The organism is Pseudalkalibacillus decolorationis (assembly GCF_024609785.1).
GTDB lineage: Bacteria > Bacillota > Bacilli > Bacillales > Fictibacillaceae > Pseudalkalibacillus > Pseudalkalibacillus decolorationis.
Map to the genome: position 1 here is coordinate 26756 of NZ_JANHJQ010000021.1, position 22956 is coordinate 49711.

The 22956-nt window shown below is 41.0% G+C and carries 26 protein-coding genes; 12 read left to right on the forward strand and 14 right to left on the reverse strand.

Translation table 11 applies throughout. The annotated features are described in order from the left end of the window. Positions 1 to 61 precede the first annotated feature (61 nt). Positions 62 to 205, forward strand: a complete 144-nt coding sequence (gene sspK, locus NON16_RS18090) for a small, acid-soluble spore protein K (protein WP_257350830.1) — start codon at positions 62 to 64, stop codon at positions 203 to 205. Positions 206 to 237: 32 nt separating this feature from the next. Further along, complete coding sequence (locus tag NON16_RS18095; protein WP_257350831.1) at positions 238 to 396, forward strand: YpzG family protein; 159 nt, start codon at positions 238 to 240, stop codon at positions 394 to 396. 100 nt (positions 397 to 496) lie between these two features. On the opposite strand, the gene NON16_RS18100 is transcribed toward NON16_RS18095, so the two are convergent. Beyond that, positions 497 to 808 carry a YfhH family protein gene (locus NON16_RS18100; RefSeq protein WP_257350832.1) on the reverse strand — a complete coding sequence of 104 codons (312 nt, stop codon included), beginning with the start codon at positions 806 to 808 and terminating at the stop codon, positions 497 to 499. 608 nt (positions 809 to 1416) lie between these two features. Between NON16_RS18100 and NON16_RS18105 the strand changes: the two genes are divergently transcribed. Beyond that, complete coding sequence (locus NON16_RS18105; protein ID WP_257350833.1) at positions 1417 to 2088, forward strand: SDR family NAD(P)-dependent oxidoreductase; 672 nt, start codon at positions 1417 to 1419, stop codon at positions 2086 to 2088. Here NON16_RS18105 and recX read toward each other — a convergent pair. Then, the gene (gene recX, locus NON16_RS18110) at positions 2075 to 2887 is read right to left on the reverse strand and encodes a recombination regulator RecX (protein ID WP_257350834.1); all 813 of its coding nucleotides are present in this window, start codon (positions 2885 to 2887) and stop codon (positions 2075 to 2077) included. The genes NON16_RS18105 and recX overlap by 14 nt on opposite strands. Before the next feature lie 166 nt (positions 2888 to 3053). Between recX and NON16_RS18115 the strand changes: the two genes are divergently transcribed. The 3 genes from NON16_RS18115 to NON16_RS18125 all read left to right on the forward strand — a co-directional run bounded on the left by NON16_RS18115 (position 3054) and on the right by NON16_RS18125 (position 5356). Beyond that, a complete protein-coding gene (locus NON16_RS18115; RefSeq protein ID WP_257350835.1) occupies positions 3054 to 3956 on the forward strand; it encodes a TIGR01777 family oxidoreductase in 903 nt (300 codons plus the stop codon). 338 nt (positions 3957 to 4294) lie between these two features. Continuing rightward, the gene (locus tag NON16_RS18120) at positions 4295 to 4846 is read left to right on the forward strand and encodes a GNAT family N-acetyltransferase (protein ID WP_257350836.1); all 552 of its coding nucleotides are present in this window, start codon (positions 4295 to 4297) and stop codon (positions 4844 to 4846) included. Positions 4847 to 5197: 351 nt separating this feature from the next. Continuing rightward, positions 5198 to 5356, forward strand: coding sequence for a YfhD family protein (locus NON16_RS18125; RefSeq protein WP_257350837.1), 159 nt, complete (start codon positions 5198 to 5200; stop codon positions 5354 to 5356). Positions 5357 to 5762: 406 nt separating this feature from the next. Here NON16_RS18125 and NON16_RS18130 read toward each other — a convergent pair whose 3' ends face one another. Genes NON16_RS18130 through NON16_RS18145 form a run of 4 tightly spaced genes read right to left on the reverse strand, consistent with a single transcriptional unit; the run spans position 5763 to position 8710 of the window. Next, a complete protein-coding gene (locus NON16_RS18130; RefSeq protein ID WP_257350838.1) occupies positions 5763 to 6242 on the reverse strand; it encodes a thioesterase family protein in 480 nt (159 codons plus the stop codon). A 36-nt stretch (positions 6243 to 6278) separates the two neighbouring features. After that, positions 6279 to 7247: an L-carnitine dehydrogenase gene (locus NON16_RS18135; protein WP_257350839.1), complete on the reverse strand. Its 969-nt coding sequence runs from the start codon at positions 7245 to 7247 to the stop codon at positions 6279 to 6281. Positions 7248 to 7249: 2 nt separating this feature from the next. Continuing rightward, complete coding sequence (locus tag NON16_RS18140) at positions 7250 to 8143, reverse strand: beta-keto acid cleavage family enzyme (protein WP_257350840.1); 894 nt, start codon at positions 8141 to 8143, stop codon at positions 7250 to 7252. A 15-nt stretch (positions 8144 to 8158) separates the two neighbouring features. After that, a complete protein-coding gene (locus tag NON16_RS18145) occupies positions 8159 to 8710 on the reverse strand; it encodes a GbsR/MarR family transcriptional regulator (protein ID WP_257350841.1) in 552 nt (183 codons plus the stop codon). 446 nt (positions 8711 to 9156) lie between these two features. Between NON16_RS18145 and NON16_RS18150 the strand changes: the two genes are divergently transcribed. From NON16_RS18150 to NON16_RS18170, 5 genes are all read left to right on the forward strand, one after another. Then, the gene (locus NON16_RS18150; protein ID WP_257350842.1) at positions 9157 to 10302 is read left to right on the forward strand and encodes a betaine/proline/choline family ABC transporter ATP-binding protein; all 1146 of its coding nucleotides are present in this window, start codon (positions 9157 to 9159) and stop codon (positions 10300 to 10302) included. A 19-nt stretch (positions 10303 to 10321) separates the two neighbouring features. Then, positions 10322 to 10963: an ABC transporter permease gene (locus NON16_RS18155; RefSeq protein ID WP_372508840.1), complete on the forward strand. Its 642-nt coding sequence runs from the start codon at positions 10322 to 10324 to the stop codon at positions 10961 to 10963. Positions 10964 to 10980: 17 nt separating this feature from the next. Further along, the gene (locus tag NON16_RS18160) at positions 10981 to 11904 is read left to right on the forward strand and encodes a glycine betaine ABC transporter substrate-binding protein (protein ID WP_257350843.1); all 924 of its coding nucleotides are present in this window, start codon (positions 10981 to 10983) and stop codon (positions 11902 to 11904) included. A gap of 13 nt (positions 11905 to 11917) precedes the next feature. Next, the gene (locus tag NON16_RS18165) at positions 11918 to 12592 is read left to right on the forward strand and encodes an ABC transporter permease (protein WP_257350844.1); all 675 of its coding nucleotides are present in this window, start codon (positions 11918 to 11920) and stop codon (positions 12590 to 12592) included. Positions 12593 to 12991: 399 nt separating this feature from the next. Continuing rightward, on the forward strand, positions 12992 to 14755 hold the full coding sequence (locus tag NON16_RS18170) for a CocE/NonD family hydrolase (RefSeq protein WP_257350845.1): 1764 nt from the start codon (positions 12992 to 12994) through the stop codon (positions 14753 to 14755). Between the two features lie 64 nt (positions 14756 to 14819). Here the strand turns inward: NON16_RS18170 and rlmD are convergent, their stop codons facing one another. The 4 genes from rlmD to NON16_RS18190 all read right to left on the reverse strand — a co-directional run bounded on the left by rlmD (position 14820) and on the right by NON16_RS18190 (position 19497). Then, entirely contained in the window at positions 14820 to 16199 is a 1380-nt protein-coding gene (gene rlmD, locus NON16_RS18175) for a 23S rRNA (uracil(1939)-C(5))-methyltransferase RlmD (protein ID WP_257350846.1), read from the reverse strand. Positions 16200 to 16423: 224 nt separating this feature from the next. Next, the gene (gene pdaA / locus NON16_RS18180; protein ID WP_257350880.1) at positions 16424 to 17200 is read right to left on the reverse strand and encodes a delta-lactam-biosynthetic de-N-acetylase; all 777 of its coding nucleotides are present in this window, start codon (positions 17198 to 17200) and stop codon (positions 16424 to 16426) included. A gap of 403 nt (positions 17201 to 17603) precedes the next feature. Continuing rightward, positions 17604 to 19148, reverse strand: a complete 1545-nt coding sequence (locus NON16_RS18185) for a fumarate hydratase (RefSeq protein ID WP_257350847.1) — start codon at positions 19146 to 19148, stop codon at positions 17604 to 17606. Positions 19149 to 19308: 160 nt separating this feature from the next. After that, a complete protein-coding gene (locus tag NON16_RS18190; protein WP_257350848.1) occupies positions 19309 to 19497 on the reverse strand; it encodes an SE1561 family protein in 189 nt (62 codons plus the stop codon). 167 nt (positions 19498 to 19664) lie between these two features. Between NON16_RS18190 and NON16_RS18195 the strand changes: the two genes are divergently transcribed. Continuing rightward, on the forward strand, positions 19665 to 19988 hold the full coding sequence (locus tag NON16_RS18195) for a winged helix-turn-helix transcriptional regulator (RefSeq protein ID WP_257350849.1): 324 nt from the start codon (positions 19665 to 19667) through the stop codon (positions 19986 to 19988). A gap of 76 nt (positions 19989 to 20064) precedes the next feature. Here the strand turns inward: NON16_RS18195 and NON16_RS18200 are convergent, their stop codons facing one another. From NON16_RS18200 to NON16_RS18215, 4 genes are all read right to left on the reverse strand, one after another. Continuing rightward, positions 20065 to 20853 carry a YfkD famly protein gene (locus NON16_RS18200; RefSeq protein ID WP_257350850.1) on the reverse strand — a complete coding sequence of 263 codons (789 nt, stop codon included), beginning with the start codon at positions 20851 to 20853 and terminating at the stop codon, positions 20065 to 20067. A 353-nt stretch (positions 20854 to 21206) separates the two neighbouring features. Continuing rightward, complete coding sequence (locus NON16_RS18205) at positions 21207 to 21809, reverse strand: abortive infection system antitoxin AbiGi family protein (RefSeq protein WP_257350851.1); 603 nt, start codon at positions 21807 to 21809, stop codon at positions 21207 to 21209. 85 nt (positions 21810 to 21894) lie between these two features. After that, the gene (locus NON16_RS18210; RefSeq protein WP_257350852.1) at positions 21895 to 22506 is read right to left on the reverse strand and encodes a YitT family protein; all 612 of its coding nucleotides are present in this window, start codon (positions 22504 to 22506) and stop codon (positions 21895 to 21897) included. Then, positions 22491 to 22877, reverse strand: a complete 387-nt coding sequence (locus NON16_RS18215) for an OsmC family protein (protein WP_257350853.1) — start codon at positions 22875 to 22877, stop codon at positions 22491 to 22493. Before NON16_RS18215 ends, NON16_RS18210 begins: the two co-directional genes overlap by 16 nt. Positions 22878 to 22956: the final 79 nt, after the last annotated feature.

The following is a 22956-nucleotide window of genomic DNA, read 5'->3' on the forward strand; positions in this document are numbered from 1 at the left end:
AACATATCCGATGTACTTTCACATCATACTAAGGGTACCGATTAGAAGGGAGATGTTACGAATGCGTAATAAAGCAAAAAACTTTCCTAATCGGATTTCCCCATCGGGCGAACCCCGAGCTAAAGAAGAATATGCGTCTAAACGAGCCAATGGAACGACACAAACTCATCCTGATGAACGGATGAGACGTTCCAATCAAAACTGATCCGGATGATACTTTGTCAGGAGTTGTCTACTATGGAAAAAGGGAATCAAAACCGTCTATTTCCGATGTATGAAGATCCTTTCCAATCACCACGTGCAAACCCGAAGCACTCCTACCAACAGGTAAACGGAGAAACGCAACGGAGTTTACACAATCACGTTTTGAAAGTTGAAACACGTAAACGCTCTTAGCTCATATTATTTTGCAACAAACAAGGCTGACTCTACCAATAGGATGTGTAATGGCTATGCCCATGTCTCACATTTTAGGTAGAGTCAGTCCTTTTTTTTACTATTTTGAACGAAGCATTGAAATAGGAAATGCTTCTAGCTCATTCTCTCCACTTCTATATCCCCAAGCGAAAACTCCATTCATGTAATCAATGGTGAAATCACGGCCAGGATCGTTGATAAGCTCATAAACCTCACCTGGCTTATAATGGGATGGGTCTAGTAAATAACAGCGAGCCATCGCTATTTTCCGCTCAAGAACAGCCAACTCATTTACAATTCCAAGCTGTTCTGATTTCCTCGCTTTTTCAGTAAGCGAACTAATTTCCTCATGTAATTCATGCTCACTCATATCACTATATCGTTTTTCCATTAATTAAAACCTCCAAATTCTCTTTAATTATAGAGGAATAAACATTTCTATGCCATATGAAAAGCAGAAGCGCCCTGGTTAGCCACGAAGGTCACTGAAAGGCCACTGAGGAGGCTGTCGCCGCCGGAAGGGGACGAAGTGATCCAAGTGGTTGGGCGCTGGAGCTAGACATCATGGAAAAGCGGAAGCGCCCTGCTTAGCCACGAAGGTCACTGGAAGGCCACTGAGGAGGCTGTCGCCGCCGGAAGGGGACTGAAGTGATCCAAGTGGTTGGGCGCTGGAGCTAGACATCATGGAAAAGCGGAAGCGCCCTGCTTAGCCACGAAGGTCACTGGAAGGCCACTGAGGAGGCTGTCGCCGCCGGAAGGGGACTGAAGTGATCCAAGTGGTTGGGCGCTGGAGCTAGACATCGCATCGATAAAGCAAATTTTTATACTTACTTAAAAGAAAAGCGCATGCAACCGTTTAATGTATGACAGCGCAACTGGTTAATTGTCGAGGCTTTAGGTAAATGAAGAGATATGCTAGCATTATGATACGTGTAGAAAAACAGATTCGAATTTTTTTACCGTTAACATCTAATGAATAGAATATTTGGAGTGATTACAATGAAAAATGTCATCATTACAGGTGCTGGAACGGGACTAGGTCGAAGCCTTGCCATCCAGCATGGAATGAGGGGCTACCATATCTATCTTATCGGCCGAAGGGTTGAACCATTGAATATCGTAAAAAATGAAGTGGAAAACTCGGGAGGTAGCGCAACACCGGTTGTTTGTGACATAACGAATAGTGAAGAGGTACAAGAAACGATCCAGGTACTATTAAATGAAAAGCGTATCGATCTCCTCATCAACAATGCTGGTACCGGTTGTTTTGGCCCGCTTAATACTTACTCCGATGGGGAAATCGATCAGGTTTTAGCTACAAATGTTAAAGGAACGATCAACCTGACCAAAAAGGTACTCCCTTCGCTTATTGAGCAAGGTCAAGGACAGGTAATGAACATCATCTCCACTGCCGGACTTCGTGGTAAGAAAAATGAATCGGTTTATGTTGCAAGCAAATATGCTGTACGAGGTTTTACAGAAAGCTTAATTAAAGAACTAGAAGGTACGTCAATACGAATTACTGCCGTATATATGGGTGGAATGAACACCCCATTTTGGGATGAAACGGAACATGTTAAGGACCCTTCCCGTTTGAAAAGCTCGGATCATGTGGCGGAGCTAATTGTTGAACAGAATAATGGACAAGCCGAAATATTTATTGATCGTTAAGTTCGTTGTTATTTAGCCATTCATCGATTAACTCTAATGGAAATCCCTTTCTGTACAAATACTGTTTCATTTTTTGTTTGTATTCTCGACCAGAGAATTTGCTATACTTCCGATTGGCTTTTTGAGCTTGTATATCCAATGCCTCCCTTTCTTCATCTTCATTTTTTTCAAGGGAGGCTTTTTCTAATGCTTGTTCAATAATGTTCCATGCAAAGCCTTTTTGTTGTAAAATTTGCCCGACCTTTTGTTTCACAGCTACCTCACTCAGTTTCTGGCTCTGTTTTGCTTTTTTGATGGCAAGCTTTGTCGCTGATTCAATTTGCTCCTCTTGAGGATAAACAGGAATTGCCTCTTCAATGATCGTTTGTGGTACACCCTTTAATTTCAATTCCTGTACAAGAGCTTTTGGACCTTTTTGGGACGTGGCAACTTTACTACGTATAAACATTTTTGCAAATTCAAGATCGTCTATGTAATTGAATCCTTGCAGTCGTTCCATAATTGCTTCAATTGCCACTGCGGGGACTTCCTTCTTTTTTAAATAATCAACAATCTCCTTATAGGACCTCATCCTGTACGATAAATAATTCACAGCTAGGTTAAAGCCTTTTCGGACCTCATCTTCTGCCTCCAATTCGGAAACATCCTTCGCCGTAAGCTCCATCCCTTTTTGGATACCTGATTTAATATAAACATCTTCATCAATCGCAAATCCGAATTCCTCACCATTTCCACGATCGACAAAAACATTATATCGACTTTTGTTCTTCTTCTGAACCGTGATCTTCGTAATTTTCATTATGAACACCTCTTCCCCAGTTTAGCATACCTTCTGAGCTTACTTTGAATATTTAAAAAGCTGATCCAAACCACAAAGCCGAACTTTTCAATCTGGATATTAAAGGGAAAAGGGATTGTAGAGCGAATACAAAAATAAGCATAGCAAGTACAGGGAGGAAACAAACATGAATATCGCCATTTCTGGAGGTACGGGATTTGTCGGCCAAGCATTAACCTACCACCTTACCAGTCAGGGACATAAAGTATATATCTTAACCCGAAATCCTATTGGAAAACCCGAAATAAATAACGTAACCTATATAAAATGGCTAACGGATGATAGTGATCCAGTCTCTGACCTGCCTCAAATGACTGCTCTCATTAATTTAGCTGGCGAAACGATTAACGGCCGCTGGACTGAAGCAAAAAAGGAAAAGATCCTCGCAAGCAGAATAAGTGCAACTCAGGAAATTTTTAGAATAATTAAAGCTCAGCGAAACAAGCCGTCTGTATTAGTAAATGCTTCGGCTATCGGTTACTATGGAACATCCCAAACAAAAACGTTCGATGAATCAGTCACAGAACCAGGCGACGACTTCCTAGCCCATGTTACTAGCAAATGGGAAAGGGAAGCAGCTGAATCGACTGAGCTTGGAGTTCGAGTTGTATATACTCGATTTGGTTTAATACTTGACCGCGATGAGGGCGCGTTGCCCAAAATGGTTTTGCCTTACAAACTTTTTGCCGGCGGGCCTATCGGTTCAGGTGAGCAATGGTACTCATGGATTCATATAAATGATATTGTCGGATTAATTGAATTCGCAATAAAGAATGATTTTATAAAAGGACCATTAAATGCCACTTCTCCTCACCCAGTGCAAATGAATGATTTCGGAAAAATACTCGGACGAACGTTACACCGACCCCATTGGTTCCCTACGCCAGATTTTTTGATGAGAGGTGCTCTTGGTGAAGTGAGTACGTTAATATTAGATGGTCAAAAGGTTTATCCACAAAAAGCACTAGACTATGAATACAAATTTCAATATCCCACCCTTACATCTGCCTTAAATGCAATTTATAATTAGAGGTACTATAGAACGTATTTTTATACTTTCTTAACATGCTAAAAAAGTATGTTTTCTTTTTGAAAAAAATCGATTATGATTAGCTTATAAAATTCGTTCAAAAAGTCGACGAGGAACAACATCGGCTCAAATGTCACATTCTGACATAGCCGACTTATACACATACCGTTTCGCTGGTCACTTTTTGAAAATCCCTATTTAAAATTCAATAAATTGCTAGGGAAGGCAATTGGTGCGCCACCAGTACATCTGGTCTTAGTGGGTTCGATTCCCACCCCGAATTAGAACTTTTAATTCGAGGGTGGAATAGATCTACCCTCTAGGAAAGGATGTTGAGCGTGTTAAAGAAGCGTGATCTTTCTGAGTGTCATGTTCTGTTCGACTTAATGGTGGATCCGGAGGTCTTCCCTTTTGTACGCCAAAAGGCAAGCTCTCTAGAGGAATTTATGTTTTTAACAAAGCAAACAATTGAAGCAGAAGACCGTGGCGAAATCATTTCAAGAACAATTTTAGATGAATGGCAAAATCCAATTGGGACGAATAATCTTTTTGATGTTCAGGATCAGTGCGGCTTTTTAGGAACTTGGCTCGGAAAACCTTATCATGGAAAAGGCTACAATCAGCCTGCTAAAGAGGATTTCTTCCACGAACTCTTTTTCGAAAAAGGAATACAAACCATTTTTATGCGTATTCGCAAAACAAATCTTCGCTCTCAGCGTGCGGCTCAAAAGATTCAATACATTTCGATCGCTAATGAAGCGAGACCAGATATTTATCAACAACTAAATAACACTGAGGAAATTTATGATTTGTTCCAGATCGAGCGTGACACGTATCATCTATACACATTACGCGAAGCCGCCACAGAAGAGATTATTCGCGAAGCTTAATACATTGAAGGGTGTTGGGGTGACTCATTCTCTCGGTTTGACAGAACATTTAGCAACAAGTAGGTTTGTTGCGACCAAATGTGGTGTCGGAGGTGCCTGACTCCGTACTCCCTTCTTTATGGAGTTTTTAGCATAGCTTTACGGTAAATGTGGTCCCGAGTTCACTAAATTCGGGACCTTATTACTATGCGTGGTCGATATAATGATCTGTGATCGATATAATGTTTGTGGAAAGCCCTAACCACATATTCACACCATTTCCCATTCTTTCCTCTTATAGTTCCGGCGTTTATGTACATCATAATAAGCGAGAGGTCATCCTCTCACCAAGCGTCTAAGGAGGGTTTACTCATGGGAAAAGATAAACGTGCTCGTGAAAACGCACAAAACAAGCAAAACATGGCTCCTCAGAACGGCCGTGATGTGGAATTTTCCCGAGAACTTGCTGACTCAAACGATCTGCAAGCTCAAGAAAGAGCCGCTGCGGCAAATCGTCGAGAAAGAAAGTAACAACCTCTGTTAAGACTGAACGAAGAGACTTGTCCCTTCCCCGGCAAGTCTCTTTTAATTTGTGGAAAACTTCATACGTTGTGTATAACTTTATCCACAAACGGTGATTAATGTGCATAACTATGTTGAAACACAGTTATGTAAATGTGTATAACTATCTCCAATTGTGGACTTATTAACAAATTCTGTGGATGAACTGGGGATAAACTATAACTCAATGTTTTAACTGATAAAGAAAACTTGGTAATGCCAAGCCTTTGGCGCCGGCTGAGCCTTAGTTGCGCTTATACTATAGAAAGTATTTTTATACTTTCTTAACGTGCAAAAACCCCTCGAAACACTTCTTCTATTTGAAGAGTCCGAAGGGTCATTCTTATTTATACTTTTTTAAACATTTAGGTTTGAATCATCGTTTACGGCGTATCCCAATCTTTCTGCCCGCTTGATCGGGAATCGGCACTCCCTCATTTGCTTTAGCCAATTCCGAGACCTTCTCTTCAATAGCTTCGGGAAATGGAGCAGGCCGTCCTTCTTTCATATCCATTCCCATCAGCATTTGTTCACTAGTTGCTAGAGATTCTCCTTCGTTGTTCTCCATGACAAAAAATAAATGCAATCGTTTTGAATCGTGATCCAGCAGTTGCACTTGTATCCGAATAAGTTGATCTTCATGAGCTTCAGCCAGATAACACAAATGTGTCTCAAGCGTGTACATAGAATATTGATAATGATTGCGGTAAGCCTCATCGATACCAATATCCTCTATTAAACGATCTACAGCCATACTAAATACACGTGCATACTCAGCATCGTTCATATGACCATTATAATCAACCCATTCCGAACGGACACGGCCTTCTAACAGTGGTTTTCCAGTGTGATTCATGTCTGGTTCTCCTTTTTATTGTTGATTACCTATTTTTTATAACTTTCCGTTTAAATTTGCTGCTGGCCAATACTTCTCGAGTAATTCCAGTAACTCAATTAGAAAATCATCTCTTCGTTGGTTGAGTTCAGCCACTGAATGGCCTTCAGTCTGATGTTCACAGCCTTCAATGACCTTTTCGGAAAGTTCATCTGTAAGCTCAGGTGCCTCGAGTTTTGTCCAAGGAAGCTTTAAAGCAGGACCGAATTGTTCGAGCATATGGCGCATCCCTTTTTCGCCACCCGCTAGGTGAAGTGTTAGGAACGGACCCATTAACGCCCAACGTAAACCTGGTCCATAAACGATTGAAGCATCGACCTCTTCAGTTGTTGCTACTCCGTCATTAACAAGGTGTAATGCTTCTCGCCAAATGGCTTCCATTAGCCTGTCGGTTACATGTCCTTCAATTTCTCTTGTAACAACCAATGGCTTCATTTGTATTGATTCAAAAAATATTCTTGCTCTTTCTATCGTATCTGGTGCAGTATCCTTCCCACCCACAAGTTCGACGAGTGGAATTAAATAGACCGGATTAAATGGATGAGCCACAATGATACGATCCGGATTATTACAATCTGCCTGCAACGTACTTGGCATATATCCTGAAGTACTAGAAGCAATAATAGCATTCGGCTTTGCAATTCGATCGATATCGGATAATAGTTTGCGTTTCAATTCCTCACGTTCTGGTGCATTTTCCTGTATGAAATCAGCATCTGCTATAGCTTTCTCAAGATTGGGTTCAAAACGCAATCGCTCCCGTGAGGCACCTTCGGAAAGACCAAGCTTTTCAAGGGCCGGCCAAGCATTATCCACGGCCATACGCATTCGCGATTCCGCTCCTTCTGCAGGGTCTGTAGCAATTACATCGTATCCTTGTGAAAGAAAGCGGGCAATCCAGCCGTTTCCAATTACACCTGTACCGACAACCGTTATCTGTTTAATTGCATGTTTCATATCGCTCATAATTACTTAACCCCTTTATGTGGGTTTCTCAATTCAAGATGTTCACGTGCTTCTTGGGGTGTCATCGGCTTTGCTCCCAAACCTTCTATCATTGTTACCGCTCTTTCAACTAATTGACCATTAGTAGCTAGAACACCTTTGTCTAAGTAAATATTATCCTCCAAACCTACGCGGACATTGCCGCCTAGAAGTGCGGATTGTGCTGCTATTGGCATTTGCATGCGGCCAATTCCAAAGGCTGACCAACTGGCGTTTTCCGGAATTTTATTACGCATATAAAGCATCGTTTCAGCATCCGCATCCGCTCCCCACGGTATGCCGAGGCAAAATTGGAACATCGGATTACCATCGATGAGACCTTCGTCAATCAGTTGTTTAGCAAAACGAACTTGTCCGGTGTCAAAACACTCAAGTTCCGCTTTTACTCCGCTTTTTTGAATGAGACTTGCTTGTTTGCGTAACCACTCTGTCGGACTAATATAAATTTGTTCTCCAAAGTTGAGGCTGCCACAGTCAAGAGTACAAATTTCCGGTAATAAATCTGCTACAGGTGCATGACGTTCTTCAGGTGTCTGGATGTCAGTACCAGGTCCACCCACGGTAGGATCATTATCACTAGGTATCCAGTCACCGCCACCCCCTGCGGTAATGTTAAGGACTACATCTGTATCGGATTCGCGGACACGTTCCACTACTTCACGAAACAGTGCCTTGTCATGACTAATCCCACCTGTTTTTGGATCACGGACATGAATGTGTGCTATGGCGGCACCGGCTTTTGCAGCCTCAATACATGAATCAGCAATTTCCTTTGGTGTTACTGGAACATGTGAACTTTTCTTAGTCGTTTCTCCTGCGCCTGTTACCGCACAGGTAATGATTACATTTTTGTTCATGTTGACTCCTCCTGTCTAATCCTTCTTCGTTGTATGTTTCGGAACATGCTCAAAGATTTCTCCGCTCTCAAAGAAATCAATTAACCGACTTATCCAGTGATAGTATTCCACCCATTCTTTTGTTTCTATTAGTAGTTCATTTATTTTTTGTTCCATTTCTTCGTTAACCATTTCATCCTCTTGCAAGTCTACTAATTCACGATGCAGCTTTTGTTCGAACATTTTGCTTTTGTTAATGGCTTTGTGCCAATTAGAAGTGAACAATGAAATAAAGGTTTGATAGTAGTCACGCTCGACGTTGTATAAATCTTTTCGTACACCTCTTTCAAAAACCTTCTCGGCGATATTAAGATCAAGCATTTCACGAACAACTTGGCTCATACGAGTTTTGCTCATTCCTAGATTCTCTGATAATTCATCCAATGTCATCGGCTCCCTGTTCATATAAATCGTACCGAGGACACGACCGACCGTTGATGAAACACCAAACGTCTGCATATTATCAGCAATTTTTTCGACAAATTGGTCTTCAGCTTTTCTTAATTTATCAAACGTTTTCCCTTCCATACGTGGACTCCTCCCACTTCATGTACCAATATAAAACAATGTAACATACCACAATAAAAATCGAAAACGAGTATTTCTAAGTATTCCGGAGAAATTAAGAGGGATTTTAAATAAACCCCTTTATAACCTTTGTACAATATAAAGTTTACAAACTTTATGGATTATATGTACAGTACATAAGGTTTATACTTTTCGTCTTTTACTCTATACTTTAATCATTGCTAAAAAGTTCGGGGGATTCTAAAAGTGTGTGTTCAAAAAGTAGACGAATCAGAAACAAGAAGTTCAAGGCGCGACAGTTTTGAGGACCGGAATGTATGATGTTAATACATGAGGACCGGAAAAACCGAGTAACGCAGAAATTCGCCGTTTATCATTTGGATCCTTTTTGAACATCCTCTAAAAAGCAAAATACAAAATTCGGAATTTAATGGAGGTGCTTTTGTTTGCTGAAATTCGACCATGTAACAAAAGTGTACGATGGAGGAAAAAAGGCAGTAGATAATATGATGTTAGAAGTAGAAAAAGGGGAATTTGTTGTTTTTATTGGGCCTAGTGGTTGCGGTAAAACGACGACTATGAAAATGATCAATCGCTTAATTGAGCCTTCGGATGGAAGCATTTATATAGAAGGAGAGAACATTTTAGAAAAAAACTTGGTACAGCTTAGACGTGAAATCGGTTATGTCATCCAACAAATTGGATTATTTCCTCATATGACGATTCAAGAAAACATCTCACTTGTACCAAAGCTATTGAAATGGACAGAAGAACGACGTCGATCCCGTGCAGAAGAATTATTACGGCTTGTTGATATGGATCCAGAATACTTAGACCGTTACCCTCATGAACTAAGTGGAGGACAGCAACAACGAATCGGCGTTCTACGAGCACTTGCCGCTGACCCACCACTTATCTTGATGGACGAGCCGTTTGGAGCACTTGACCCGATTACGAGAGATTCTTTGCAGGAAGAGTTTAAGAAATTACAACAATCGCTTGGCAAGACTATTGTTTTTGTTACACATGATATGGATGAGGCGCTGAAATTAGCTGATCGAATTGTAATCATGCGCGACGGAAAACTGGTACAAGTCGGTACCCCTGATGATATCCTACGAAACCCTGCAGATGATTTTGTCGAGGAATTTATCGGTAAAGAGCGATTGGTTCAGGCTAGACCGAATATTCAAACCGTCGAACAGATTATGAGTTTAGAACCAGCAACAATAGGTGAGGACAAAACGTTGTCAGAGGCAATCCAACTAATGAAAAACCGTCGAGTCGATTCACTGCTTGTTGTTGATGAACAGCAAATTCTGAAAGGATTTATCGATATTGAAATCATTGACCGGAATCGTAAAAAGGAAGTGCAAGTCGGCGACGTTATGGAAACGAACGTATATACGGTTGAAAAGGAAACACTTTTACGAGATACAATCCACAAGATTCTGAAGAGGGGAATGAAGTACGTTCCTGTTGTCGAAGCAAACCACCGATTAATTGGTATCGTAACAAGAGCAAATCTTGCCGATGTTGTCTACGATACGATCTGGGGCGATGAAGAAAATCTCTCTATGAACCATCAATAGAAAGGAGCTGATTGATTTGATGGAGTTTTTGACAAATAATGGAGCACAATTGTTACTTAAAACGTGGGAACACTTTTATATTTCATTGATTGCCGTCTCACTCGGTGTTATTGTTGCGATTCCACTAGGTGTTGCGCTAACACGCATTCCAAAGGTTGCCGCTTTTGTCATTGGAACGGTTGGAGTTGTTCAGACGTTTCCGAGTCTTGCCATTCTCGCCTTTTTCATCCCACTTCTTGGAGTCGGTAAAGTCCCCGCTATTGCAGCGTTGTTCTTCTATTCAATGTTGCCAATCTTAAGAAACACATATACCGGTGTCAAAGATGTCAATCAAAGTCTATTAGAAGCTGGACGCGGCATGGGAATGAGCAGCTGGCAGCGCGTCTGGAACGTTGAAATCCCATTGGCAGTTCCGATAATTATGGCAGGGATTCGTGTATCAACTGTCTATCTGATCGGTTGGGCCACACTTGCTTCGTTTATCGGTGCTGGAGGTCTCGGTGATTATATCTTTAATGGATTGAACCTATATCGTCCGGATCTAATTATTGCAGGTGCTGTTCCAGTAACTCTATTAGCACTTATTACTGATTTACTTCTCGGTCGTCTTGAGGTTCGAGCAACACCTAAAGGCCTTAGGGATTCACAAGAAGCGATTTAGAAAGGAGGAATACTTAATTGTTTAAAATAAATAGAAAATCATTGATTGCGGTCGTGCTTTCTCTGACTTTACTCAGTGGTTGTTCACTTCCAGGATTGAGCGGGCCTGCAGAAAAAACGATAACGATCGGAACGTTGGGCACAGCCGAATCGGCGATCATGGGTAATATCGTTAGCTTGATGGTGGAACATTACACTGACCTTCAGACTGAGATGATAACAAACATGGGCTCTTCTACTGTTCAGCATGAAGCCATGACAGCGGGTGAAGTTGATATAACAGCAACAAGATACACAGGAACGGATCTCGTTGGTGCACTTGGAATGGAGCCAATCAAAGATCCTAAGAAGGCTCTCGAAATCGTAAAAAGAGAATTCCAAGAACAGTTTAATCAAACCTGGTTTGATTCATACGGTTTTGCTAACTCATACGCTTTTACAGTAACAAGTGAACTTGCAGAAAAGAAAAACTTGAAAACTGTTTCAGACCTTAAACCAATATCTTCAGAACTGAGACTAGGTGTAGACAGTGCGTGGATCAAACGTCCTGGAGTCGGATATGATTCATTCAAGGAGACTTATGGATATGAATTTGGACGCGTGTTTCCAATGTCAATCGGGTTAGTGTATAAGGCGGTCGAGAGCAATGAAATGGATGTTGTACTAGCCTATACAACCGACGGGCGCCTTGAGGCATTCGATCTAGTCACATTAGAAGACGATAAACATCTCTTCCCACCATATGATAGTTCACCGGTTGCCCGAAATGAAGTACTTAAGAAGCATCCTGAACTTCGTGACATTATTAAGAAGTTGGCAGACACAATAGATACTAAACAAATGCGAAAGATGAACTATCAGGCTAATGTAAAAATGAAAGAACCCTCAATCGTCGCACAAGAGTTTTTAGAGAAGAATAATTACTTTGAACAAACTAACTAGGAGGTGATGACCCTTGGATATCATAGAGGATTTGTGGTATTACTATTCACAAAATATTGGGTATGTATGGGAAGAAGTTTCACGACATTTTCTAATGTCTGCTTATGGTGTTTTATTTGCCGCATTGGTGGCAATTCCCGTCGGCATTTTTATTGCCCGAAACGCTCGATTAAGCGCGGTAGTCATTTCACTAACGAACATCATCCAAACAATACCTGCTCTTGCAATGCTCGCGGTACTCATGCTCGTAATGGGTCTTGGGGCAAATACGGTTGTTTTTGGACTTTTCCTATATTCCCTTTTGCCTATTCTGAGAAATACGTATACCGGGATTCGTAACGTAGATAACGCCCTGCTTGAATCTGGCCGTGGGATGGGGATGACCAAATTCCAAGTGTTGCGAATGGTGGAATTACCTTTAGCATTATCGGTCATTATGGCTGGTCTCAGAACTGCCCTAGTCATTGCGATTGGTATTGCAACTATTGGAACATTTATCGGTGCTGGTGGCTTAGGTGATATTATCATCCGTGGTACAAACGCTACCAATGGAACAGCTATTATTCTCGCCGGTGCAATCCCAACAGCTCTAATGGCGGTCATAGCTGATATCGGTATGGGTTGGCTAGAACGTATACTTTCACCGGTAAACAACAAAGGTCTAAAACAAGATAAAAAGCCAGCTTGATAGAAAAGCGTAAGCGCCCTGTTCAGCCACGAAGGTCACTGGAAGACCGACGAGGAGGCTGTTGCCGCCGCAGGAGGCCTGAAGTGATCCAAGTGGTTGGGCGCTGAAGCTGGACATTACATCCATGCCGCCAAACTTTTATACTTTCTTTACTTATAAAGAAAAATTGACTAGCGCCAAGCCTTAGCGCAGGTGATCGCCATAGTTGCGCTTATACTATAGAAAGTATTTTTTATACTTTCTTAACATGCAAGAAAAGCGAAAGCGCCCTGGGTATCCCCGAAGGTCACTGGGCTGGAGCTAGACATTACATCTATGCTAAAATTATACATTTTGTCGAAGTCCATTTGGTAAAACCCGAATGGATTTCGATAATATTTACTAAAGGGGACGGTTGAATTGAAATCAACACAAATTTTATTAGAAAAGAATGTACCATGTACGTTACGGGATGGTACTGTGCTGTATGCAGATATTTACCGACCTAACATAGATGGGAAGTTCCCGGTATTGATCACTCGCCTTCCTTATGGCAAAGACCTTCCGTTTTATTCACATCGTTACATAGATACGAATCGTCTTGTAAGCAATGGTTACGTCGTGATTATACAAGATGTTCGTGGTCGTTATGAATCTGAAGGTGATTTTCAACCCTTTGTGAACGAGGCTAAAGATGGTTATGATACTGTCGAATGGGCGGCTTCTTTACCTTATTCCTCTGGTAAAGTCGGCATGTTTGGTCTCTCCTACTACGGTTTCACACAACTTCTCGCTGCGACTGAACGGCCTCCACATTTGAATGCGATCTTCCCTGCTCAGGCACTGAATGATCCACGAAGAGGAAGCAGTTATCAAAACGGAGCTTATGGATTGGGGCTTTCTGAAACCTGGTATCTAGAATCGATCGTACCTGATCTTTTAAAAAGAGCCTACAAAGATGACTCTGTATCTTATAAGCAGGCTATGAAAAGGTTAGCAGAAAATATTAACCAAATAGAAGAATGGTACAGATTTTTCCCCATTAAAAAATGGCCTCCAATCAAAGAACTCGGCATAGCTGAATTTTTCTTTGAATTACTAAATTATGACCTAGAGGATAATTTTTGGGAAAGAGCGAGTATTGTTCATAAATATAGCGAAATAGATGTTCCTGCGTATCATGTCGGTGGATGGTACGATTCCTTACTCCTATCTACGATTGAAAATTATACTGAAATGTGCAAGAAAGCCAGCAGTGAAAAGGCAAGAAAACATCAAAAGATCATAATTGGTCCTTGGGCTCATGGTGATTTTGGTTCGGTGATTGGTGACCGGAAATTCGGTGCACACGCATCAGAAGACTGGATTGATTTGCGTGAAGATTTGACAAACCTCCACTTGCGTTGGTTCAATCATTGGCTTAAAGGAGAAGAAACACACATTACCGATGAGGCACCTGTAAAAATATTTGTTATGGGTGTAAATCAGTGGCGTAACGAACAAGAATGGCCACTTGCACGTACATCCTACACCCCGTACTACCTACATAGTGCTGGTGGGGCAAATACGCGATTTGGTGATGGAAGGCTATCCACTGAAAATCCAACTGAAGATCATGTTGATCAATTCGTATATGACCCCGAACATCCGGTACCATCTAATGGCGGCGGCACATTACATGATGGCGTAAACACAACTGGACCTCGTGACCAGAAAGTGCTCGAGGAGAGAGAAGATGTATTAGTCTATACTTCAGAACCTATTAAGGAGCCAATTGAGGTTACAGGATTAGTGAAGGTTAAGCTTTGGGCTTCTACAGATGCGAAGGATACTGATTTTACCGCCAAGCTGGTCGATGTCATGCCCAATGGGACTGCTTATAATTTGACCGATGGCATTGTTAGAGCCCGATATCGAAACGGTTACCACCCAGAGACGGATTTATGTGGAGAAGTAATTGAGTATGAAATTGATTTATGGGCAACTAGTAACGTTTTTCTTCCTGGCCACTGCATCCGTGTTGAAGTTTCCTCAAGTAATTTTCCGAGGTTTGACGCGAATCCGAATACAGGTTTAACAATGAAGGATAGTACGGATGTTCAGAAAGCGAATCAACTCATTTATCATAGCAAAAAATATCCATCACATATCCTGCTGCCCATTATTCCGAGCGATAATTTATAATACCAAACTTGAATGTGTTTCGAAGATCTCTGATTCACGGGATCCTCGAAACGCTTTTTTCTTTTTATTTCAAAGTTAAAGAAGCTACAACTTCAACATGTGAAGTATGTGGAAACATGTCTACAGGCTGTAACCGCTCTACTTTAAATCCTGCTTTCGATAAGAAGTTTACGTCCTTTGCCAGAGTCGATGGATTACATGAAACATAGACCAATTTCTTCGGTTTGATTTTTTTGACTGTATCTAAAAACGTCTGATCACAGCCTGTTCTCGGAGGATCGACCACGATAACATCAGGTTTCCAGCCTTCTTTTAACCATTTAGGGAGCCAATACTCTGCTTTTCCCGTCTCATATTGAACATTTGTAAATCCGTGTTTTATTGCATTCTCTGTGGCATCATCAATCGAATCTTCAATGACATCCATCCCGCGAACTTCTTTTGCATCCTTTGCGAGCCAAAGACCAATCGTTCCTACTCCGCAATACGCATCGACGACTTTTTCTTCACCCGTAAGTTTAGCTGCTTTACGAACTTGATTATATAATTTGACTGTTTGAACCGGATTTAATTGAAAGAATGCTCGAGCTGATAACTCAAAAGACAGATCCCCTAGCGTTTCTTGAATCGTTTCCGCACCTTCAAGATGAATCGTTTCCTCACCAAAAATAACAGACGTCTTTTGACCGTTGATATTTTGTAAAAGCGAAACGACTAGTGGCAAGCGTTTTTTGATTTCACCTATTAAAAGATCTTTTTTAGGAATATCACGCTGAGTTGTAACCAGAACAACTTGAACCTGCTTCGTTTGAAAACTTACTCTCGTCACAATGGTTCGCACAATACCCGAGCGCTTTCGTTCATTATAAATGGAAATGTTCAGGTCCTCTAGAATCGACTTAATCTCATTCGTGACACTTGTTGTTTCGGGATGCTGAACCATGCAATTCGTTAGATCGATCAGCTTGTGAGAACCAATTCCATATAGACCCGCGATCACTGAGGCATCTCGTTTTGCAACCTGAAGTTGACTTTTGTTTCGGTAATTCCATGGATCTTCCATGCCGATCGTATCTTTCAACGGAAGGTGATGCGCATTGTAATTCGTATACCGATCAAAAGCCTGGCGTACAATATCCTTCTTTTCACGCAACTGAGCCTCATATTGAAGATGCTGGAGCTGACAGCCTCCGCATTCTTCGTAGATCGGGCATGGCGGTTTCACCCTGTCTTCTGATCGTTTCTTTATTGACTTTACACTCGCTTCAATGCGATTAGGAAAGGCTTTCGTAACTTCGGCAAGTATCTCTTCACCCGGGAGGGCTCCCGGGATGAATGTTACTTTTCTTTTATAAAATCCGACCCCTTCTCCATTTATTCCGAGTCTTTTTATTGTAACAGGGATTGTTTCCCCAACTTTTACGTGTACATCTTTTGTGTTCATCCTAACACTCCGTCTTTGTAGAATCGGATTCATTATATCACATGAAGGCCCATTAACATCAAAGGGGTCAGGTAGATGTAAAGAACCGCTTTAATTTTGCGATCCTTTACCGAACCTGACCCTCCATAACAGTCATTTCAACACGTATTTTCGTCTATTAGCTTTAAGGTTAATTCCCCTTCAATCGTTCCGTTTTAATCTTGAGATTGAAGGTTTGTTCTCCTTCAATCTAGGGGTTGGAGATTACCCTGTCCAATCTTATTTGCGCCGAGAAGGTTTTCATCTGCTACAAGGGTGTTAAGGCTTTTAAATGTGTAGCCTTGTTTACGTAAGTCATCGATGACGCGGGCTAGAGCTTCTGCGTTGTCCTTAGAAACAGTATGGAGCAGCATGATCGCTCCTGGATGAACTTGTTTCATGATATTACGGTAGGCATAATCTGAACCCTTTTGTTGATCCGTCATCCAATCCATGTAGGCCAGTGACCAAAACACGTTGATGTAACCTTCTTGTTCAGATAAAGCAAGAGTTCGTTCGCTAAATACTCCCCTTGGTGGTCGCAAAAACATCATATCATCGCGTCCCGTTAATTTTCGGTATGCTTCTTCCACCTTTTGAAGTTCCTCTTTTAAACGATCATTGCTAACTGTTGTTAAGTCCGGATGGTGCCACGAGTGATTCCCAACAATATGCCCTTCTTTTACCATCCGTTGAACCAGTTCTGGTTGGTCCTTTAAGTAATGCCCCGTAACAAAAAATGCTGCTGGGACCTTCTTTTCTTTTAAAACATCTAGAACTTGTTTTGTGTATCCATTCTCATAGCCATTATCAAATGTTAAATAAAGATTTTTTTCACTTGTGTCCCCAATAAAAAATCCATTGTACTTTTTTAAAAGCTCAATAAATTCCGATTCTGTTGTTGCTGGTTGATGATCCTTGCTCCGTTTAAAAAACCAATCATGCTTTTCGTTCGAATAAGCATTTCCGTTCAGTGGAACCATTAATACCAACACAACTGCAAGGAATGCGGCAATAAAATGTTTTAGCACAGAAATCTTCTCCCTCTGTATGTCCTTACATTTAGTTTGAATATTGTTCAGCTATACATACGAGGAATCGATTTCCAATACAGAAAAGCGGAAGCGCCCGTTTAGGTGCGATAAAGAAAACTTGGTAAACGCCACGCTTTTTAGGCGATTACCTTAGTTGAACTTATGCTAGTGCAAGCGCTGGAGATTTCTGGACAAGAACGCGCTTTCCAGCGTGATGCCAGAAATCGAAGCGACCTCGAGCAACTGGGCGCTAAAGCTAGACATTACATCTTTGCATCAAATTTTATACTTTCCTATTAAAAAAACGGAGGACTCCTATACTTAGAGTCCTCCGCTTTTCCAAACATTCATTTTATTTAAATACCGGTTCTTTAAACTGGGCTAGTTTCTCTAACGAAGATTTTTCAACATCCTGATGGAGGCTTTTCCCGTGGGAGTCCATCGTAACAACCGCTGTAAATCCTTCTACTTGAAGATGCCACATTGCTTCTGGAATACCGAAATCGAGTAAATCGACACCATCCACTTTTTTAATACACTCCGCATAGTACTGTGCAGCACCGCCAATTGCGTTCAGGTAAATGCCGCCGTGTTCTTCAAGTGCTTTCAGCGTTTTCGGACCCATTCCACCTTTACCGATCACAGCACGGATTCCGAATTTTTTCATGATGTCCCCTTGATATGGTTCCTCACGAATACTTGTTGTCGGACCTGCTGCCATTACGTGGTACTCACCAGATTCATCCTTCCTCATAACCGGACCGCAGTGATAAATGATCTGACCATTCAGATCGACTGGCGCGTCGTTAGACATTAAATGCTTATGAATCGCGTCACGACCAGTGTGCATAACACCGTTAATTCGCACTACATCCCCAACTCGAAGCTCTCGAATCTTCTCCTCAGTGATTGGTGCCTCAAGAACGACTTCACGTACTTCATCCTGTCCTTCAAGAGTTGCAGCCGCTTTTTCCATTTCCTTTTTAAAATCAATCTTTTCCCCATCCTGATAGAACCACTCTTGAATCTCACCTGTTTCACCATCTAACTTAAATCCAAGACGACGATAGGCCCAGCAATTGTAAGCGACAGAAACGAAAAAGCTTGCAGGAATCCGGTTCATGACACCAACCTTACAACCTAACAACGTCGTTTCACCGCCAAAGCCCATTGAACCTATTCCGAGTTCGTTCACATTATCCATTACATACTCTTCAAGCTTACGAAGGTCATCATTTGTGTTTGTATCTTCAACGGAACGGAACAACTGCTCTTTAGCCAGCTCATAGCCTGATGTACGATCCCCGCCGATTCCTACTCCGATAAATCCTGCACTACAGCCTTGACCCTGAGCTTGATAAACGGAATGCATGATACACTTTCGGATTCCGTCAAGATCACGCCCGGCTCTTCCAAGTCCATCTAGCTCCGCTGGAAGGCTATATTGAATGTTTTTATTTTCACAACCGCCGCCTTTTAGGATAAGACGAGCATCTATATAGTCTTTCTCCCATTGTTCAAACTTAATGACAGGTGTGCCATCGCCAAGATTATCACCGCTATTGGCACCAGTTAATGAATCAACCGAATTCGGCCGTAATTTACTGTTTGCAGTTGCCTCAGTAATAGCTTCCTTAATTGCCTTTTTGATTTCAAGTTGGTTCACTCCAACAGGCACTTTAATTTTAAAAGTAGGTAGTCCTGTGTCCTGACAAATTGGCAATACATTTTCGTCTGCCTTTAAAATATTGTCACTGATTGTATCTAAAGACATCGCTGCACGAGTGCCAGCGTTTTCCTGAGCCTTTGCCTTCGCGATCGCTCTACGGACATCCTTTGGAAGGTTAGTCGACGTTTCAACGATCAACTTATACATACTATCTTTTAATTTCTCCATTCCCCAATGACCCCTTTTCAAGAATTGTCGCCCTTTTTTTATGCACTAATTGAAACTATTCTATAAAAATAATACTTATTTGTAAGCGAAATTAAATTACTGGTTACACTATAATTAATCTATTTTTATTATAACAAATTAACTATAAAATTTGTCATAATTACTCTTCCCAATCATGTCGAAACTGCTTACACTTTAGTTCAAGTTCATCAAGCATTCCGATAATACGGTCAATCTCTTCAACGCCAGCTGTTTTTGGATCTATCGCATCAAGAACTTTTAAGAGCATATCCATACGGTTTTGTATATAGTGCATTTGTGTCTCTTTATCATTAATCGCATTTCCCATCTTGCAAAAAACTCCTTTCTATCCGTATCCATCATACCAGAATGATTTGCTGGGGACATCCATATCATAATGGTATTGCTTTACAAAAGTAAGTCGAAACCGTACACTAAAGAAAACTTACATGTAAACTCGAGTCAATCTCAGCAACAAATATGAGGTGATGAATTGTGAACTATGAAAGCATGTGCCCAAAATACGAAGCTGCGATAGAAATTATTGGTAAAAAATGGACAGGGCTTATCATACGTGTGTTACTTTCTGGACCTAAACGATTTAAAGATATTAAAAAGCAAATCCCCGATATGAGTGATCGAATGCTTACAGAACGGATGAAGGAACTTGAATCACTCGGCATCGTTAAGCGCGATGTTTACCCTGAAACACCAGTACGTATTGAATATGAACTAACTGATAAAGGGTCTTCACTAAAGGATGTCATAGGTGAAATTCAACGTTGGAGTGACCATTGGGTCGAAGCTAAAAATAAATAAGGAAGAGACTGGCCTCGTGGTCAGTCTCCATTTTTTATGTGGATTAGTATTATGAATCACCCTCGATCTCACAAAATCAGTTTGTCATGTTAAAGCGGAGAGTAATATAATCCTGAACAGGGATCCAAGCACCAATTCCTTGGTGGGTAACGTTTTTCACTTCAATCATCTTCTTACTTCCTTTTAAAACAATGTATACCTCACCGTATGTGACACGACCTTTTTCGTTAACGGCTGGAATATATCCGTATAAATAGCCTGCCTTCTTCGGTTGAATATTATAAACATTATCTTTCTTTGTTCCTTTTCCAATAATCGTAGTAAAGGACAATGGAAGAGCTGTCTTTTTCGAAGCAGTAATCATCATCATTTTTTTCACATCGTCACTACTTGGAATTTCAGCAGTTAATCCTCCGCTCACCTTCTCCTCGTTTTCCTGTACGAACTTCAGTTGTTGAACCGCCTGTCCACCACGATTGTCCACTTGATTGATATTCACTTTCTTGTACTCCCAATTGACATTTGTTTCTGCAGATTCATAATTCAATGGCCACTCACCTAAGTAGATCTTAGCTCGATATCCGACAGCAGTTTTTGTTGGAGCAATAGTGGATTCATTAAAGAGACGGATAAGTTCCGGGTTCTCAATCTTGATGTCAGTTGTTGAAAACATATCCCTCGTGAGCTCACTAGGCTGAAGGTCTGGTAAATCCTGCGTGGCATTCGGATACGTGTTTTCCTTTGATATGGAAACAGTTGAATTTGGAATTGAAACCTTATCACTTTGCTTCTCTTTTGCTGAAAAAACTTGGTTAGGTACAAGTAATAAGCATAAACAGAAAATCAAAATACTTATCTTTCTCATAAGCGCACATACCCCTTTCATATACTTATTTTTTTCCACTAAAGCTAAAATGTGCATGCCAATTTTTTCATATGTTTATTTTTCAACTTAAACAAACGTTTGATTGAGACGATTAGCCTTAGAACCATAAGGAAACGAACGATTAAATCAAACGTTTGAATAATAAGAAACAGTGGAAAAAATTAGTTAAATTGATTTCAGCGTTCATTTTCAAACAAACGTTTGATTGATAATCTTGCCGCATTAAACAAACGTTTGATTGAGTCTCATAATCCGTGAAAGATTAAGGGAAAAGTGACTGCACGAGCGCTTCACAGTCATTTTTAGGCATTTAAAACGGACGTTTGATCCAATTACGCCTCTTCAATTAAACGCCATGATAAAACCGAAATATCTTCAGGATAATTTTTGTGTTCAAGTACATCACGCATCTTTTTTAGAAACGGATCGGGGACGACAATCGCGGCAATATCCTTCTTTTTAAAATGAAAGTCACCAATATGTCGCCATTCCCGTTCTCGGTAAAAGGTATGTCCTTTTTCAGGTTGAAAGTCGGTTAGCTTAATGAAATCTTTTAATGGATGGTCTCTATTCACAAATTCTTTACGTTTCGTATGGTCAGAGGACAAATAAAGAACAGGCAAAAACAAATCATGGATGACATTTGCCTTGAATCCGATTGCTGCTCTTCCATAATATAGTGAGTGATCCACTAGATCTTTAATCGGAATATCGGTTGTGCTGCAAAAGGCTTTTGTTTGGTATATTCCAACCTCGTCTCCCCCTGTTGCTTTCAACACTCCGGATTCAACAATTGATTGTACGAGATCAACAGAATCGTGATCCGATTTAGGGTGGCTTTTCTGGAGAAGTTCATCAGGACACAAGGCACCAGAAAAGTTTCCTTTTGGTGAGCCTGTAAAATGCCAATAAATTCTCGAGTAGTATCTTTGCATAAGAAAACACCCTTTCGTCAGATCTATCTAACAGAGAGGGTGCTCATCTTCCCACTATTTATGTGTAGCAGGGTCGTTTATGGAGTTACATATGGAAAGCTTTCCGCAATTTCACATTGATGAAATTGCCTTTGTAGACGATGTCTAACATTTTCGTACCGATCAATTGGGTACAAAACGCGAATAGGAAGATCCACCAGCCAACGACAAATGCGGTAATAAAAAAGATAATTCCATTGATCCAAAACATCACTTTACCAGGAGAACGATCCAACGCTTTTGAGAGAATTTGTGCAAGAATCGCCATACCACCTGAGGATGCACCATTTCGAAATAGAATTCCAACACCAATTCCAAAAAGACATCCGCCAAAAATCAAATCAACCCATGGGACAGATAGAGGTTTTGTCATCGATAATCCGATTATATCAACTGTTAAGGACGTAATTGTGACTGCGAAAATGGTCTTAACAGCGGAACCCGCACCTAGAAAACGAACAGCAGCAAACAGTAATGGGACATTTACAAGCCACAATGACCAACCAAGGGGAATGTTCCAAAAGTACTCATTTATAATCGCAATCCCGGCAGCACCGCCAGAAGGGATGTGATGAGGAAACAAGAAGATTCCCATTCCGATTCCTTGAATGAGTGCACCAAGTACGAGAAACACAAACTGCTTCACACCCTGACCCATTCTGCCTCCTCCACTACTTCAATACTAGCTTGAACTGATTGCACCATCGAACAATTTTTACGGGTTAGCTTCATTGCTTTTTCGATTTTTTTCTCGTCCCACTGACTCGTTTCAATGTAAAAACGTAGCGAAATCTTTTCCACGCGATCCGCCTCTGATTCATTTCGTTGAACATCAGCTTTTACCGTAATATTCTCAAAGGGATATCGCATTTTCGTCAAGACCTTCCTTAATACGCCACCACTGCATACAGCAACCGAAGAAACCAACAATTGATACGGACGAAACCCATATTGCTCATCTCCAGAAATATTCAATGTTCCATATTCGAGATCTGTTGTAAATCCTCCGTCTTTCATTCTAAATTCCATCTGTTCTCACCTTTTCTATCCTACTTATAATGACAAACTTTGGTATAATACTTTAGAAGTTTGTGTTTTATAGCTTATA

Coding starts and splice junctions, on each gene's coding strand:
- NON16_RS18115 (WP_257350835.1), top strand. CDS start 3,054: ATGAATATCGCCATTTCTGGAGGTACGGGATTTGTCGGCCAAGCATTA.
- NON16_RS18125 (WP_257350837.1), top strand. CDS start 5,198: ATGGGAAAAGATAAACGTGCTCGTGAAAACGCACAAAACAAGCAAAAC.
- NON16_RS18200 (WP_257350850.1), bottom strand. CDS start 20,853: ATGAGAAAGATAAGTATTTTGATTTTCTGTTTATGCTTATTACTTGTA.
- NON16_RS18140 (WP_257350840.1), bottom strand. CDS start 8,143: ATGAACAAAAATGTAATCATTACCTGTGCGGTAACAGGCGCAGGAGAA.
- NON16_RS18185 (WP_257350847.1), bottom strand. CDS start 19,148: ATGGAGAAATTAAAAGATAGTATGTATAAGTTGATCGTTGAAACGTCG.
- sspK (WP_257350830.1), top strand. CDS start 62: ATGCGTAATAAAGCAAAAAACTTTCCTAATCGGATTTCCCCATCGGGC.
- NON16_RS18210 (WP_257350852.1), bottom strand. CDS start 22,506: ATGGGTCAGGGTGTGAAGCAGTTTGTGTTTCTCGTACTTGGTGCACTC.
- NON16_RS18155 (WP_372508840.1), top strand. CDS start 10,322: ATGGAGTTTTTGACAAATAATGGAGCACAATTGTTACTTAAAACGTGG.
- NON16_RS18130 (WP_257350838.1), bottom strand. CDS start 6,242: ATGAATCACACTGGAAAACCACTGTTAGAAGGCCGTGTCCGTTCGGAA.
- pdaA (WP_257350880.1), bottom strand. CDS start 17,200: ATGGTTCCACTGAACGGAAATGCTTATTCGAACGAAAAGCATGATTGG.
- NON16_RS18095 (WP_257350831.1), top strand. CDS start 238: ATGGAAAAAGGGAATCAAAACCGTCTATTTCCGATGTATGAAGATCCT.
- NON16_RS18190 (WP_257350848.1), bottom strand. CDS start 19,497: ATGGGAAATGCGATTAATGATAAAGAGACACAAATGCACTATATACAA.
- NON16_RS18145 (WP_257350841.1), bottom strand. CDS start 8,710: ATGGAAGGGAAAACGTTTGATAAATTAAGAAAAGCTGAAGACCAATTT.
- NON16_RS18105 (WP_257350833.1), top strand. CDS start 1,417: ATGAAAAATGTCATCATTACAGGTGCTGGAACGGGACTAGGTCGAAGC.
- NON16_RS18215 (WP_257350853.1), bottom strand. CDS start 22,877: ATGGAATTTAGAATGAAAGACGGAGGATTTACAACAGATCTCGAATAT.
- rlmD (WP_257350846.1), bottom strand. CDS start 16,199: ATGAACACAAAAGATGTACACGTAAAAGTTGGGGAAACAATCCCTGTT.
- NON16_RS18135 (WP_257350839.1), bottom strand. CDS start 7,247: ATGAGCGATATGAAACATGCAATTAAACAGATAACGGTTGTCGGTACA.
- NON16_RS18100 (WP_257350832.1), bottom strand. CDS start 808: ATGGAAAAACGATATAGTGATATGAGTGAGCATGAATTACATGAGGAA.
- NON16_RS18205 (WP_257350851.1), bottom strand. CDS start 21,809: ATGCAAAGATACTACTCGAGAATTTATTGGCATTTTACAGGCTCACCA.
- recX (WP_257350834.1), bottom strand. CDS start 2,887: ATGAAAATTACGAAGATCACGGTTCAGAAGAAGAACAAAAGTCGATAT.